The 13851-nt window shown below is 71.7% G+C and carries 10 protein-coding genes; 4 read left to right on the top strand and 6 right to left on the bottom strand.

The annotated features are described in order from the left end of the window. Positions 1-638 (top strand): hypothetical protein (locus tag AB0B89_RS12505; protein ID WP_358551562.1); only part of this gene is annotated, 638 nt, incomplete at its 5' end. On the opposite strand, the gene AB0B89_RS12500 is transcribed toward AB0B89_RS12505, so the two are convergent. Next, positions 635-2962, bottom strand: a complete 2328-nt coding sequence (locus AB0B89_RS12500; RefSeq protein ID WP_358551560.1) for a M48 family metalloprotease — start codon at positions 2960-2962, stop codon at positions 635-637. The two genes, AB0B89_RS12505 and AB0B89_RS12500, sit on opposite strands and share 4 nt — an antisense overlap. 117 nt (positions 2963-3079) lie before the next feature. Then, complete coding sequence (locus tag AB0B89_RS12495; protein WP_358551558.1) at positions 3080-3691, bottom strand: hypothetical protein; 612 nt, start codon at positions 3689-3691, stop codon at positions 3080-3082. 961 nt (positions 3692-4652) lie between these two features. On the opposite strand from AB0B89_RS12495, the gene AB0B89_RS12490 reads away from it, so the two are divergent. Then, positions 4653-8390 carry a family 78 glycoside hydrolase catalytic domain gene (locus AB0B89_RS12490; protein ID WP_358551556.1) on the top strand — a complete coding sequence of 1246 codons (3738 nt, stop codon included), beginning with the start codon at positions 4653-4655 and terminating at the stop codon, positions 8388-8390. Here AB0B89_RS12490 and AB0B89_RS12485 read toward each other — a convergent pair. Further along, positions 8374-9609 carry an anhydro-N-acetylmuramic acid kinase gene (locus AB0B89_RS12485; protein ID WP_358551554.1) on the bottom strand — a complete coding sequence of 412 codons (1236 nt, stop codon included), beginning with the start codon at positions 9607-9609 and terminating at the stop codon, positions 8374-8376. The two genes, AB0B89_RS12490 and AB0B89_RS12485, sit on opposite strands and share 17 nt — an antisense overlap. After that, on the bottom strand, positions 9606-9782 hold the full coding sequence (locus tag AB0B89_RS12480) for a hypothetical protein (RefSeq protein WP_358551552.1): 177 nt from the start codon (positions 9780-9782) through the stop codon (positions 9606-9608). Before AB0B89_RS12480 ends, AB0B89_RS12485 begins: the two co-directional genes overlap by 4 nt. A 78-nt stretch (positions 9783-9860) precedes the next feature. Between AB0B89_RS12480 and AB0B89_RS12475 the strand changes: the two genes are divergently transcribed. Then, positions 9861-10418, top strand: coding sequence for a DJ-1/PfpI family protein (locus tag AB0B89_RS12475; RefSeq protein ID WP_358551550.1), 558 nt, complete (start codon positions 9861-9863; stop codon positions 10416-10418). A gap of 137 nt (positions 10419-10555) precedes the next feature. Here the strand turns inward: AB0B89_RS12475 and AB0B89_RS12470 are convergent, their stop codons facing one another. Next, positions 10556-11245, bottom strand: a complete 690-nt coding sequence (locus tag AB0B89_RS12470; protein WP_358551548.1) for a DUF4230 domain-containing protein — start codon at positions 11243-11245, stop codon at positions 10556-10558. A gap of 36 nt (positions 11246-11281) precedes the next feature. Further along, positions 11282-12928, bottom strand: a complete 1647-nt coding sequence (locus AB0B89_RS12465) for a hypothetical protein (protein WP_358551546.1) — start codon at positions 12926-12928, stop codon at positions 11282-11284. A gap of 443 nt (positions 12929-13371) precedes the next feature. Between AB0B89_RS12465 and AB0B89_RS12460 the strand changes: the two genes are divergently transcribed. Further along, positions 13372-13803 (top strand): MarR family transcriptional regulator, encoded by a 432-nt coding sequence (locus tag AB0B89_RS12460; RefSeq protein WP_358551544.1) that lies wholly within the window; start codon positions 13372-13374, stop codon positions 13801-13803. Positions 13804-13851: the final 48 nt, after the last annotated feature.

The following is a 13851-nucleotide window of genomic DNA, read 5'->3' as shown; positions in this document are numbered from 1 at the left end:
ACGACACCTTCCCGGCGGTCTCGCCGCCGGGTCCGCCGGGTCCGGCGGCCCGCGAGGCGCCCGCACGCCGTGGCGCCCGGCGCATGTGCGTCACGGTCGACGTCGAGGGGTACAGCAAACGCGACGCGGCCGAGCAGGGGAGGGTGCAGGCCGTCCTGGTGCGGGTCCTCGACCTGGCCCTTTCCGCCACGCAGGTCGCCCCGGGCGAATGCGGCCGCCAGGAGCAGGGCGACGGCCACCTGATCGTCATGCCCCCCGGCATCGACGAGCCGAGGGTGATCCGCCGGTTCCTGCGCGAGCTGGCGAGCGAGCTGGCGGAGGCCAACCGCCACGTGCGGCCCGAGTACGCGGTGCGGGTGCGGATCGCGCTGGACGAGGACATGGTCTACCCGGAGGTCAACGGGTTCGGCGGCGACGGGGTGGTACGGGCGCACCGGCTGCGCGACTGCGCGGAGGCCAAGGCGGCCCTGGCCGGCGCTCCCGGCCACCACATCGTGATCGTCTCGGAGGGGCTCTACCTCAGCTCGGTGAAGACGGCATTCGCGGGCGACCCCGGCTGGCGCTTCGAGCGGACCGTCGCCAGGGTCCCCGACAAGGACTTCTCCGAACCGTGCTGGATCCACGCACCGGTGAGCTAGGGAGTGGTGGAGAGGTCCAGTGGGGCGGTGAACTCCAGAGCTGGGGCCGACATGAGGGCGGCGAGGTCCGTGCTCGCGGGGGCCCACTGGGCGTTCATGACGGCCGGCTTCCGGGTGAGGTCCACGTCGCCGCCGATCTCGGTGGTCACGGTCGCGCCCTGCACGTCCAGCTCGACGGCCAGCCAGAAGGTGATCCTTTCGTCCGCGCGCAGCCAGTGGCCCGCCCCCGGTCGCAGGCCCGGACGGTTCGCCAGGGTGGAGAACGTCAGCCGCCCGTCCTGCTCGGCCCGCCATACGCCGCTTCCGAGCCAGCCGGCCGCGATGCCCTTCCACTCCGATGGCCCCGACCGCTGGATGAGCGGGGTGAAGGCCGTGATCCGCATCTCGACGGGGAGCGGACGGCCGTCCCACGGGCGGTCGTCGACCGGGCCGGTCCGTAGGGGTGAGGGTGCGCCCGCCGTGGGGAGGGGCACGCCCGTGGCGGCGGGGACGGCCCCCGCGACCGTTCCCGCCGACGGGCCCCCCGCCGTCAGACCCCCTGTCACCAGGGCCCCCGGGATGAGAGCCGACAGCAGATAGGGCGCGAAACGCTGCCGGACGGTACGTACGGAGGTCCAGATCCTCATCCACAACGGCGCGAGAATCGGCCAGTTGACCAGCAGGACGATCATCTCGAACAGCGTCGCCTGGGCGGACGCCAGATCGGCCCGCAGATCGCGCGCCACCGAGCCGAACGCGTCGCCGAGCGAGTACCCGGTCAGCAGGTACGTGAGCAGCGCGAAGACCGCTATGGCGCCGATCCGGACGACCACCGCGGCGGGCCACAGGGCGGCGAGGGCGACGGCGGCGCCGGGGCGCGGGCCGGTGGCCCACAGCCGCAGGCGAAGCGGCGGGTGCGTGAGGCCGTCGAGGATCCTGCCGATCAGGCGACGGCTTCGTACGGGGCCGAGGGCGCGGCGCAGCGCGTCCGGTCCCGCCTCGTGCAGCGCGAAGCGGTCGGCGCTGAGCTCGGCGACCCAGAGACCCGCCACGGGAAGGATCAGCCCGATGGGGATCAAGGCCGCGTCGTGGAGCAGGGAGGCGAGCAACGCGGAGCTTTCGTACCCCCCGGCGAGCAGCGAGAACGCGGACACCACCACCACGAGGGCGAGGAGGATCACGCTCCACACCCGGACGAACCATCCGAACGGGCCGGCGAGGCCGACGATCAGATGGTCGCCCTGCCGCAGGTGGGCCACCTCGTGGAGCAGTACGGCCTGAGCCGCCTCCCGATCGTCATGCCACAGGCGCAGGAGAGGGGGATAGACGGCGATACGCGCCTCCCGCCGGCCGACGGGGTGGACGCGGGCCGTCCGATCGTGGCGCTCGCCGAGCCGGAGCTCGATCGCGGAGGCGTGGCGCCGTACGAACGCGGACATCTCCTCGATCACCGGATCGCCGCTCGGCTCCAGGTGGTGCCGCCGCTCGGCCCACCGCCCGCGCAGGCCGGGGAACAGGACGCCCGCGATGCCGGCGAACAGGAGGGCGGCGGGGAAGAACTCCAGGAGGCCCGTTCCGGTGAGCAGGGCGACGGCCGCCCGCTGCGCACCGGAGGCCAGGGCCGCGACCAGCGCGGGCATGCCGTCGGTGTCGGCCTGGAAGCCCTCCACGAGCCCAGGTACGGATGGGGCGGTGACGCCGAGGAGGTAGAACCAGAGCCAGGGAGGCAGCATCCATCCGGTGGAGTCGCCACGGACGGCGGGAAGGTGCACGGGCGGCGGGCCGCCCCTCAGCGGCGCGGCGGGAGGGCTGCCCGCGAGAGCCCGGAGGAACGCCTCGATCTCGGGCGTGTCGCGATCGTGCTGGAAGACCAGCTTGAGGGTGTCGTAGGTGAGCTCCCGGGCGCGGTCGGGGGCGACCCCCTGGGCTCGAAGGCGGTCGCCGAACGCCCCGATCACGCGATCGAGCTCCGGTCCGGCGGAGTTCTCCTCTCGCGGCGGGCTCCCCGGTTCGGCGGCGTTCTCGTCCTGCGACGCGGCCCCCGTGATCCCGCGCAGGACCAGGAGCGCGAGCAACTCGGCCAGCGGGTGACCGGAGGCGAGGCCGAGCAGGTGGTCGGCGAGGTAGCGGAGGCCGTCCAGGATGACCGGGAGCTCGCCGGGGCCGAGAGCCCCGCCGAAGCCTCCGGGCTCCGCGCCCGTCGCGGCCCGCAGCAGGTCGCGGCGGCGCCTGCCTCCCGCGAGGTAGGCGGCGGCGATCCGCTCGGCGGACGTGGCCTCCGCGGGGGTGACCCGCTCGGCGATGCGCCGGGACCAGGTGGCGACGGTGTCGGGGGAGCCTGCCATGTGTGAGTCCGTTTGTGAATCCGTCAAGAGAGGTCGCCCGTGAGGGGCGCGGCCGCCGGGAGTTCGCCTCGTGCGCGGCGGGCCGCCCCGGTCATCGGGACGGCGCGCCGCGTGAGGTCAGCCCGAGAAGTCGACACGGAAGGCATAGAAGCCCTCGTTTGTCGCGCCGGTCAGCGTCAGGCGGGCCCGGCTGCTCCCGATCGTGCCGCTGATGCGGGTGCCGGTCTGGAGCGCGTAGACCATGGGGATGGTCCCGAGGCCGGAACGACAGGGGATCAGATCCTGCTGGCCGAAGAAGGTGTTGTAGGTCGTCGACTTGTCGGCGTGCGAGGCCACAAGACGTCCGGAGAACCTGCCACCGCTGTAGGAGCTGGTCCAGTAGTTGAGCAGCACACCCGGAGGCTGGGCCACCGCCGCCGACCCGACCTGGAACGATCCGGTCGCGCCGATGGACCCGATGTAGAACAGCCAGGTGAACGGGTTGCGCTCGATGTAGCCGCCGTAGGTCTTGCGTGGGCCTGTGCTGAACTGCGCGGAGGTCGTGTAGGAGGTGCGGCCGGTCAGGCGGCCGCCGCCGCTGCCGCAGTAGTCGTAGCTCTCCAGGGTCACGGTGGCCCGGCCCCGGAAGACCTTCGCCGCCGAGGCCCGCGCCGCCGACGCGGGGGCGACCAGTGCCGTCACGAGACTCAGTGCGATCAGGGTGCCTAGGGTGATCAGCCTCTTCTTCATCGGTGTCCTCCAGAGCCGGAGCGGGGGCACGAGCGCACGGCGATGATGTCAGCTCTGGAACGGTTCAACCCCATCAAATGATTGGATTTCCGCGCCTGGATTCCGATGGGCATTCCGGTGGATGGCGATGCCCTTCGGGAACCAGCTAAGGCCGGATTTATCATGACTTAGGGGAGAGTGCTGATCTTTACCGAGTTGTCAATATGTGAGGGAGGTCGCCGTGCATGGCGGCCGGTCGGGCGGTGCCATTGCGCAGCGACGACACTCAGTCGAAAGTCATCGAAACCATGCCAATATGCCCAAAAGTGACCGAATGTTCTGGCTGTCCGCTTCTAGTCGTGAGCCCTTGATCCCGCTCCCGGGGTCGGGGTTTCAGGCGGCGTCATCAACTCCAGTCAGGAAAAATCGCTACTTACAGGGTGCCGGGGCTCATCTGGCTTTCGCTATCGCTCTTGTAACCAGGCGCCGATCCTCTGGGGCACGGGGAACCCATCCGCGTAGGCGCCCGTACGCGGCAGGCATCCCGGATGCCTCGCCGGCGCGACGCCGAGCGTGGCCTGGCCCGGCCGGCAAGGGCGCCGGGTTGTGCGAGGCGCGCGGTGAAACGGGCCGCTCGCGGAATCGACCGTCTGTCTTCGGATGGTCAGGACCGGACGTCAAATCGCTATTGACGGCCGGGGCCGGCTGTTTTATCGTCCTCTCGATATTAAAACGTTTTTGAGTGGGCTGCCCCTGGAGGGCTCATGGTCGGCAAGGCGAGCATGCGCGTGTTCACCTGCCGGCGCCGTGGTCCCACCACGGCAGCGTTCGCGAGGCGACGTCAGAGCCCGGAGCCCCGGCATTCTTCCCAGCGGGCCGGAGTCCCGGCATGGCGGTCCACGAAGGTCGCCTCTGCTTAAACCGTTTTACCAGCCACTGATCCACCTGTTCCGTACCCCCACGGATCTCCAGGAGAGTCGGCATGCCCCCCACATCCGCTCGTCCACACCGGCTACGCAAGCTGGCGACCGCCGTCCTGGCCCTGGTCGCGTTGCTCCTCGGCCCCATCCCCGCAGGATCGACGGCCGCCCAGGCCGCCGCCGTCGTCGACCTGTCGGGCGCGGCCTGGATCTGGTACCCCGAAGGGAGCCCGAGCCAGTCCGCCCCGGCCGGCACCCGCTACCTGCGCCGCGCCTTCACCGTCCCCTCAGGCGCCGTCGGCGACGCCCAGCTCGTGGTCACCGGTGACGACACGGTCGACGTCTGGCTCAACGGCGTGCCGCTCGCCGGCTCGCCCCGCAGGACCGACTCCTGGCAGCAGGCGCTGTACGTCGACCTGGCGCCTGCCGTACGCGCCGGCGCGAACACGATCGCCATAGCGGCGCGCAACACCTCGGCGGGCCCGGCGGGCGTGATCGCCAGGCTCAGGGTGACCACCGCGGGAGGCACGGTCGACCTGGTCACCGACGGCGCCTGGAAGGCCGCGAGCACGGTCACCCCCGGCTGGATCGAGCCGGGGTTCGCCGACGGGTCCTGGCCCGCGGCGGCGGTCTCCGGCACCTACGGAGCCGCTCCCTGGGGCACCGGTGTGGCGGCTCCCGACCTGTCCGCGGCCTCGCCGCTGACCGTCGGCGCCCCCACCGCCGAACGGCGGCCCACCCCCATCGGCATCGACGTGGCCGGCCCTCGCTTCGGGTGGCAGCTCACCGGAGGCTCGGGCGAGCAGGTCCAGGCGGCGTACCAGATCATCGTCGCCTCCACGGAGTCCGCCGCCCAGTCCGGCACCGGTGACGTCTGGAACAGCGGCCGGGTGGTCTCCGGCCGGTCCGTGGACGCGGTCTACGCCGGCGGAGCGCTGGCGTCCGGCACGCGTTACTACTGGCGGGTGCGGGTCTGGGACACCCAGGGCAGGGCCGGTGGCTGGGGGCCGGTCACCTGGTTCGAGACCGGGCTGCTCGACCCGTCGGCCGAGTGGCAGGCCGACTTCGTCGGTGCTCCGTCAGGCGCGCCCGCCCTGGCAGGGGCGAGCTGGATCTGGTACCCCGAGGGTGACCCGGCGTCGAGCGCGCCCCTGGGCACCCGGTTCCTCAGGCGCGTGCTCACGCTGCCCGCCGGGACGATCACCCGGGCCAGGCTCACCGTCACCGGTGACGACACCGCCGACGTGTGGGTGAACGGAACGCAGGTCAGCTCCTCGCCGAGGGCCGTCGACTCCTGGAAGACCGCGGCCGTCGTGGACGTCGCGGCCCGGCTGCGTGCGGGTGCCAACACCCTCGCGATCTCCGCGCAGAACACCACCGTCTCCCCGGCCGGGGTGATCGCCGCGCTGGAGGTCGACGTTGCGGGAGCGGGCACGACCAGACTCGTCACCGACGCCGGGTGGAAGGCCGCGCAGACCGCGCCGTCCGGCTGGCAGGACGCGGGGTTCGACGACTCGGGCTGGCCCACCGCCCGTGTCGCCGCCGCCTACGGCTCCGGGCCGTGGAGCTCGAACGTCATGGTGGCGGAGCCCGCGCCGTACCTCCGCAAGGGGTTCGCCCTCGGCAAGCCGGTGGCCTCCGCGCGCCTGATGGTCACGGCTCTGGGCCTGCACGAGACCCGCCTCAACGGGGCGAAGGTCGGCACCGAGGCGCTGGCACCTGGCTGGACCGACTACAACAAGCGCCTGGCCTACCGCACCTACGACGTGACCTCCATGGTGCGTCAGGGTGACAACGCCCTCGGCGCGCTGCTCGGCAACGGCTGGTACTCCGGCTCCATAGGCTTCGCCGGAAGCCAGAAGTACGGCAGCCGGCCGTCGTACTCCGCCCAGCTTCGCGTGCGCTTCACCGACGGCACCACGCAGACCGTCCGCACCGACTCGTCGTGGCGCACGGCGCCGAGCCCCATCAGCGTGGACGACCTCTACCAGGGCGAGGAGTACGACGCGCGGGCCGTCCGCGCGGGATGGGACACGGCCGGGTACAACGACGCCGGTTGGGCCCCGGTCACGGTACGCGGCGGCGCCAAGCCGCGCCTCGTCGCCGCCGTCGATCCCGGCGTCACCGTGCAGGCGAACATCACCCCGGTGTCGGTGACCCAGCCCAAGCCCGGCGTGTGGGTCCTCGACCTGGGACAGAACTTCGCGGGCTGGAACCGGCTGCGCGTGCGCGGAGCGGCGGGCGCCACGGTGACGATGCGCCACGCCGAGGTGCTCAACTCCGACGGCACCATCTACACCGCCAACCTGCGCGCGGCCCGCGCGACCGACCGCTTCACCCTCGCGGGGACAGGCGCCGACGAGGTGTACGAGCCGAGGTTCACCGTCCACGGTTACCGCTACGTCGAGCTCACCGGCTTCCCCGGCACCCCCACGACCGCCAGCGTCACGGGGCTCGCCGCGTGGACCGGCGGCCAGGCGACAGGAACCTTCACCTCCTCCAGCGCCCTGGTCAACCAGCTCCAGCACAACATCCTGTGGGGAGCGCGCTCCAACATGCTCTCGGTCCCGACCGACTGCCCGCAGCGTGACGAGCGGCTGGGCTGGACGGGCGACATCGGCATCTTCGCCGCCACCTCGACCTTCAACTTCGACGTGTACGGGCTGCTCGACAAGTTCGCCGACGACCTGGCCGACGCCCAGCACGCGGACGGCGCCTTCACCGACGTGGCGCCCGACGTCTGCTGCGGGGCGGGCAAGGCGGGCTGGGCGGACGCGGGCGTCATCGTCCCGTACACCGTGTGGCAGCGCTACGGGGACGTGCGGGTCGTCGACGAGCACTTCACCGCGATGAAGCGCTGGGTCGACTATTCCAGGAGCACGGCGGGGTCCGACCTGATCCGCAACCAGGACACCTACGGCGACTGGCTCAACGTCAACGACAACACCGCCAACGATCTGATCTCCACGGCGTTCTTCGGCCACAGCGCCCGGCTGCTCGCGCGGATGGCCGCCGCGACCGGGCGGACCTCGGACGCCGCCACGTACGGCACGCTCGCCGACCAGGTGGCGCAGGCGTTCACCAGCAGGTTCGTGGCAGCGGACGGCACCGTGTCCGGGAACACCCAGACCGGCTACGTCCTCGCGCTGGCCTTGGGCCTGGTGCCCGACGCCCGGGTGCAGGCCGTCGCCGACAAGCTCGCGGCCAAGGTGGCGGCGAGCGGCGGCCACCTCAGCGTGGGCTTCCTCGGCGTCGAGAACCTCCTGCCCGTGCTGGCCGACCACGGCCACCTCGACACCGCCTACCAGGTCCTGCTGCAGCCCGGCTACCCCGGCTGGGGCTACATGAACAGCCGCGGCGCCACCACCATCTGGGAGCGCTGGGACGGCATCCGGACCGACGGCTCCCTGCAGGATCCCGGCATGAACTCCTTCAACCACTACGGTCTCGGTTCGGTGGGCGACTGGCTGTACCGCTCGGTGGGCGGCGTCGGCCCCGATGCCCGCGATCCCGGCTACCGCCGGATCACCATCGCGCCCCGGCCGGGCGGCGGCCTCACCTCCGGCAAGGCCGACCTGCGCACACCGTACGGCAGGGCGCTGAGCGACTGGTCCATCACCGGTGGAACGCTGACGCTGCGGGTGGAGATCCCGGCCAACGCCACCGCCGCCATCCGGGTCCCGGCGCCGTCGTCCTCGGCGGTGACCGCACCTCCTCAGGCGGCGCCGATGGGCTACACGGACGGCGCGGCGACCTTCCAACTCGGCGCGGGCACCTACACCTTCACCGCCCCCGCCTGACCGATGGCCTCCGTACCGAGGCAACCGGTGCTCCCGCCTCCTGCCCCGTGTGCCGAGGGGTCAGCGTGAGCGCGCCGGGAGCCTCGGTGGCCGGGGCGGGAAGGACGAGCGGTCCCGCACCCGGAGTGAGAGTGCCGAGCACGCGGGCGGCCCGTGCGCCCGTACCCGCGGGAACGGTTCCCGGCAGGCCGTGCATGGTGTGCCAGCCGATGAGGGCGAAGGCGATCGCCTCCTTGTCGTCGGCGGGGGCGCCGTACGCGTCCGAGAGCGCGACGGTCACGCCGGGAAGGGCGTGGCGCAGGCCGTCCATCAGCACCGGGTTGCGGCACCCGCCCCCGGAGGCGACGACGAGGTCCGCGCCGCCCGCCGTCAGGTCGCCCGCGACCGTACGCACGGTGAGCTCGGTGAGGGTCGCCACGAGGTCGGCCGCGCCGGGCCTGCTGCCGGCCCTCGCCATCGCGTCCTCGACGTAGGCCAGGTGGAAGAGTTCCTTGCCCGTGCTCTTGGGGGCGGGCCGCCGGTAGTAGGGGTCGTCGAGCAGGACGGTGAGAAGGCGCTCGTCGACCGTTCCCGAGGCGGCGATCCGCCCACCCTCGTCGAACCCGGGCTCGCTGAGCCCGTAGCCCACCACGACGGCGTCGATGAGCGCGTTCGCGGGGCCGATGTCGTGGGCGACGAGGTCGCCGGCGCCGCGCACCAGCGTCATGTTCGCGATGCCGCCCAGGTTGAGCGCGGCGGCGGTGCCCTCGTGGCCCGCGAGCAGGAGGGCGTCGAGCAGGGAGACCAGCGGAGCGCCGTGGCCGCCGGCCGTGATGTCGCGGATGCGCACGTCAGAGAGCACCGGCGTCCCCGTGCGCTCGGCGATCCAGGCGGGCTGGCCGATCTGCAGGGTGCCGAGGGCGTGCGCGCCTTCGACCCAATGGAACACGGTCTGGCCGTGGGAGACGATGAGGTCGACCGCACCGGCTTCCGCGATCGCCGTGGCGGCGGCCTCGGCGAAGCTCTGCCCGATGAGGGTGTCGAGCTCGCACATCTCGGCCAGGGTCGTCGCCGCCGGGGGGAGCGCCTCGATGAGGCGGGCGCGGAGCTCGGCCGGGTAGGGCGTGCTCGCCGTGTACTCGACCACCCCTCTGAGCGTGCCGCCGGCCTCGCCGAAGCCGACCAGGGCCGCGTCGATGCCGTCGTGGGACGTGCCGGAAATCATTCCGAGGATTCTCATGACTGTTCTCCGAGTGCGACCCGAAGCCGGCCGCTGCTCGCGACGAGGCGGGCCATGGCACCGAGGAAGCTCAGCGACGCCTCGGTGAGGACCGCCCATGACAGGGACATGCGCAGCACCTGCACCATCGTCCACGACCGCACACCCGCCGGCGGCCCTGACGCGAGGGACACGCCTTGCGTCTTCGCCGTTGACCCCGGCCGCGTGAATGGTCAGGATCGAGGCGACACGGATCGCGGAGGTGTTACACGATGGCGAAGGTGCTGATCGTCACAGGTGACGCGGCGGAGGACCTGGAGGTGATGTACCCCTACCAGCGGCTACTGGAGGAGGGGTACGAGGTGGACATCGCCGCTCCGAGCGCCAAGAAGCTCCAGTTCGTGGTCCACGACTTCGTCGAGGGCTTCGACACCTACACCGAGAAGCCGGGACACACGTGGGCGGCCGACATCGCGTTCGCGGACGTCGACCCGGAGCAGTACGTGGCGCTGGTCGTACCAGGGGGACGCGCGCCGGAGTACATCCGCAACGACCGCGACTGCCTGGAGATCGTCAGGCACTTCGCGGGCAGCGGCAAGCCGATCGCGGCGCTGTGCCACGGGCCGATCGTGCTGGCGGCGGCGGGTGTGCTGAAAGGGCGGGAGACCAGTGCCTACCCGGCGTGTGCCCCGGATGTCGAGCAGGCGGGCGCGACCTTCGTCGACAGCGAGGCTCACGTGGACGGCAACCTCGTCACCGGACGTGCCTGGCCCGACCACCCGGCGTGGATGCGCGCCTTCATGAAGATCCTCCGTGGCGCGACCGGCTGAGAGCCGGAGGCCGCTGTCGGCGGTCCAGCGCGCGGAGGGCCTCCAGGGGTTCATCAAGGACGCGAAGATCGACGGACTCAAGCAGGAAGCACAGCGGGCCCCGCAGGAGGGGCGATCGGTGCGCTTCCGAGGTTGGCTCAGGGCTCGTCGGCGAACTTCACCGTCACTTTCTTGAAGCCGAGGGATTTGAGCATGCCTTCGAGCATGAGCTTGGTGTTCTGGTCGGCGCGGTTGCGGAGGTCGCTGGCCTGGGCGGCTTCGGCGATCTTCTGTTCGGCCAGGACGTAGAGCTCCTGCTGGTTCTGCGGGGAGTTCGACAGCATGCCCTGGACGCGGTCGAGGATGCCGCGCTCCTGGGCGTAGACGTAGGATCTCTTGTTGTCGAGGTTGGTCTTCTCCAGTTGCGCGCGCGGCAGCCGTACGGTGACCTCGGTGCGGTCGGGGGAGACGGTGAGCGCGTCCTTGCCCATCGCGGAGAAGTCGACGTACGCGTCCACGCTGCCGGCGCCGACGAACAGGGTGCGCGAGCCCTTGATGGCGTCCGGCAGGAAGGCGGCGTCCTTCTCCAGGTCGACGATGACCTGGAAGTTGCCGCTGGCGGCCTGGAAGCGGCTCATGTTCTGGATCGACTGGAGCAGCACCGGCTGGCTGCGGTCGACCGTCGTCTCGCCGAAGGGGTTGAGATAGGACCAGGTCAGCCTCGCGCCCACGAAGAGGAGGACCAGCAGTGTGAGGAAGCCCGCGAGGTAGCGCCAGCCGCGTCGGGACCGGGGCCGAGCCGGTTCCGCGGCCGCCGCCGTCTGGGGGGTCGACGTCTGGCGGTTCACGGGCACTCTCCTTCCCGAGATGAGCGTCTTCTCACATCATGTACGGGAACGGGAGTCCGCGTGGCACCCGAGAGCCAGCCCCCTGTGGTGATGGCCCAGCAGGCCGAGTCCGCGCCGGCCCGGGGCCATCGCGGAGCTCTCCCGCCCGCCCGGGGCGATCACCGGGCCGGGACGGCCGGCGGGCCGGCGCCAGTGCCGGCCGGTTCCCGCACCGGCGTCGGTGGCCGGCTCCTCCCCGGGACCGGACGTACCTGGACCGGACGTATCGGGATCGGACGTACCGGGACCGGATGTGGTCGCGGACGGAGGCCCGGAAGGGCCTGGCATCGTGGGGTAGGGGGAGCCGGGGACGGGGGACTGGGCGGGGTAGCCGCCGGCCGTCTGGTCTCCCGGTGGGGAGGTCGCAGGCCCGCCGCTCCCCCGGGTCATGGGACGGGGGAGCGGCTGGGTCGCCACCCCTCCGAAGTGCGACGCCTTCAGCCGGCAGGTGGCGAAGTCGGTGTAGAACATGCGCAGCCAGTCGCGGCGCTGGCTCTCCGTCAGCGCGGAGAACCACGCCGCCGCCGCCTGGTGACCCGGCAGTGGGCCGCTGGGCAGCGGCTCCCCGCGCAGCCAGGCCGTCACGATGGCGCGGTAGCCGCCCGCGGGGCCGTCCCCGCACGGGCTCGCGAGCCGTTCCACGAACTCCGCCGCGGCCCGCGAGGCGAACCCCGGCGACAGGTCGTCGACGTGGATGGGCACCACGCCGGGTCCGGGCACGCCGTCGTCGTCCCGTGGACGCTGCTCGACGCGTGCGAACGCGCCGGGCGTGCCGGTCAGGCGGGCGGCGATCGTGGTGAAGGTGGCGCCCAGCTCCGTGAGCCCGCTGCGCATCCCCGGATGCACGCAGACCGTGATCGGCCACTCCTGGCAGCTGTAGACCATCGGCTCGGTGGCCGCGACGGCCTGCGGCTCGCTCAGCAGCCGGGCCATGCCCGCACCCGCCACGAGGACCGCCACCATCGCCCCTGTCAGCGCGAGGACGCGCCGGGTCACGATCGCGGTCCAGGTGAGCAGGATGGCGGAGGTGACGCCGAGAAGCCACAGCGTCTGGTTCTCGAAGGCGGCCGGGCTCAGCCCCTCGAACGGGTCGTACGGCTCGGACGTGCTCGGCGCCAGCCGGCTCGCCCAGGCCGAGCCACCGGCCAGCGGCGTGAACAGGCCGTAGCAGGCGACCCCCGCCAGCAGTGGAGTGCCGGTCCAGGGCAGGGCCCAGCCCGTGACCCACCCGATCACCGCGTAGAGGGCCAGACCCGCGGCCCCCACGGCGAGCCCGGTGGGCGCCAGATGGCCCGCCTGCTCGGTCAGGACGGCCTTCATCGCCAGCAGTGTCACGGTCGCGCCGAAGGCCCCCACGACGACCACCAGGATCGCCAGCGGGGCTCTCAGCACCTGCCAGGTGCCGAGCAGCCTGCCGCGCAACGCGCGCCGCTTGCGCACCGCCACCCACGCGGCGAACGCGGCGGCGACGGGACCGGTCAGCCGGAGCGAGCCGATGACCGCGACGACGATGTTCTCCCATGCGGAAATGCCCGGGACAAGGACGCTCCACGCGGCGAGCAGGCCCAGCGCGAGCAGTATTCCTACCGCCACCAGCGCGCTGTGCTTCAGCTCCTCGCGTGAAACGCCCCTCTGCTCAAGCACGGTCCCGCGTGGGCCGGAAATACGGCCACGCCGCCCGTGCGGCTGCACTAATGATCTTCATTCAGGACCCCCCGTGCCTGGATGAGCGGCGCTGACGGCACTGGTGCCGGCCCCCTGGCACCCCGTGCCCGATCCAACCCGCCACGCCGTGCGTCCACGGGATCGCATAGCCGCGCCTCGTGTCGCACGGCGCGGCTTTCCCCATGCTTTGGACCAGGCTTTGCCGCGCCTCACCTCTTGACATGAACACCATAACGGAGCGTGATGTTTGTCGTCCCGCTTCTTGGGTAACCCATGAGACTCAGTCACCCTGCGTCAGAGCTCGGGGCAGGCGCTAGCGTAGCGTTGTGTCCATCGGTGTACCGAAGCCGCTTAACTTGCCGTTCGACCCCATTGAGCGCGCCGCCGAAACGTGGCGTGTCCGTTTCGGGCCGTCATCTGCCATGGCGGCCGTCACATCGATCATGAGAGCGCACCAGATCCTGCTCGGGCAACTGGACACGCTGCTCAGACCGCATGACTTGACGTTCGCCCGCTACGAGGCGCTGGTGCTGCTGACGTTCAGCAAGACGGGCGCGCTGCCCCTGTCGCGCATCGGCGAGCGGCTCATGGTGCATCCGACGAGCGTGACCAACACCGTCGACCGCCTGGAGCGCGCGGGGCTCGTCCGCCGCATGCGCAACCCGAAAGACGGGCGCGGGGTGCTCGCCGAGATCACCGACAAGGGGCGCGAGGCGGTGAGCCGGGCGACCGCCGACCTCATGGCCGCCGACTTCTGCATGACGATGTACGGCGAGGCCGACCTCGCCGACATGTTCGGCCTCATGCGGACAATCAGGGTGGCCGCCGGCGACTTCGAGCCCGCCCCCGAATGACCCCGGTCCGGCGCGGCTCCTCAACACCGGAAGGGACCCACCCCCCGC

It is taken from the genome of Sphaerisporangium sp. NPDC049002, from assembly GCF_040649355.1.
Taxonomy (GTDB): Bacteria; Actinomycetota; Actinomycetes; order Streptosporangiales; family Streptosporangiaceae; genus Sphaerisporangium.
The sequence above is the reverse complement of the archived record's forward strand: the minus strand, read 5'-3'. Positions and strand labels throughout refer to the sequence as shown.

Excerpts from the sequence above, each read along its gene's own strand:
- AB0B89_RS12490 (WP_358551556.1), top strand. The coding sequence starts at position 4,653 with ATGCCCCCCACATCCGCTCGTCCACACCGGCTACGCAAGCTGGCGACC.
- AB0B89_RS12495 (WP_358551558.1), bottom strand. The coding sequence starts at position 3,691 with ATGAAGAAGAGGCTGATCACCCTAGGCACCCTGATCGCACTGAGTCTC.
- AB0B89_RS12460 (WP_358551544.1), top strand. The coding sequence starts at position 13,372 with ATGGCGGCCGTCACATCGATCATGAGAGCGCACCAGATCCTGCTCGGG.
- AB0B89_RS12475 (WP_358551550.1), top strand. The coding sequence starts at position 9,861 with ATGGCGAAGGTGCTGATCGTCACAGGTGACGCGGCGGAGGACCTGGAG.
- AB0B89_RS12500 (WP_358551560.1), bottom strand. The coding sequence starts at position 2,962 with ATGGCAGGCTCCCCCGACACCGTCGCCACCTGGTCCCGGCGCATCGCC.
- AB0B89_RS12485 (WP_358551554.1), bottom strand. The coding sequence starts at position 9,609 with ATGAGAATCCTCGGAATGATTTCCGGCACGTCCCACGACGGCATCGAC.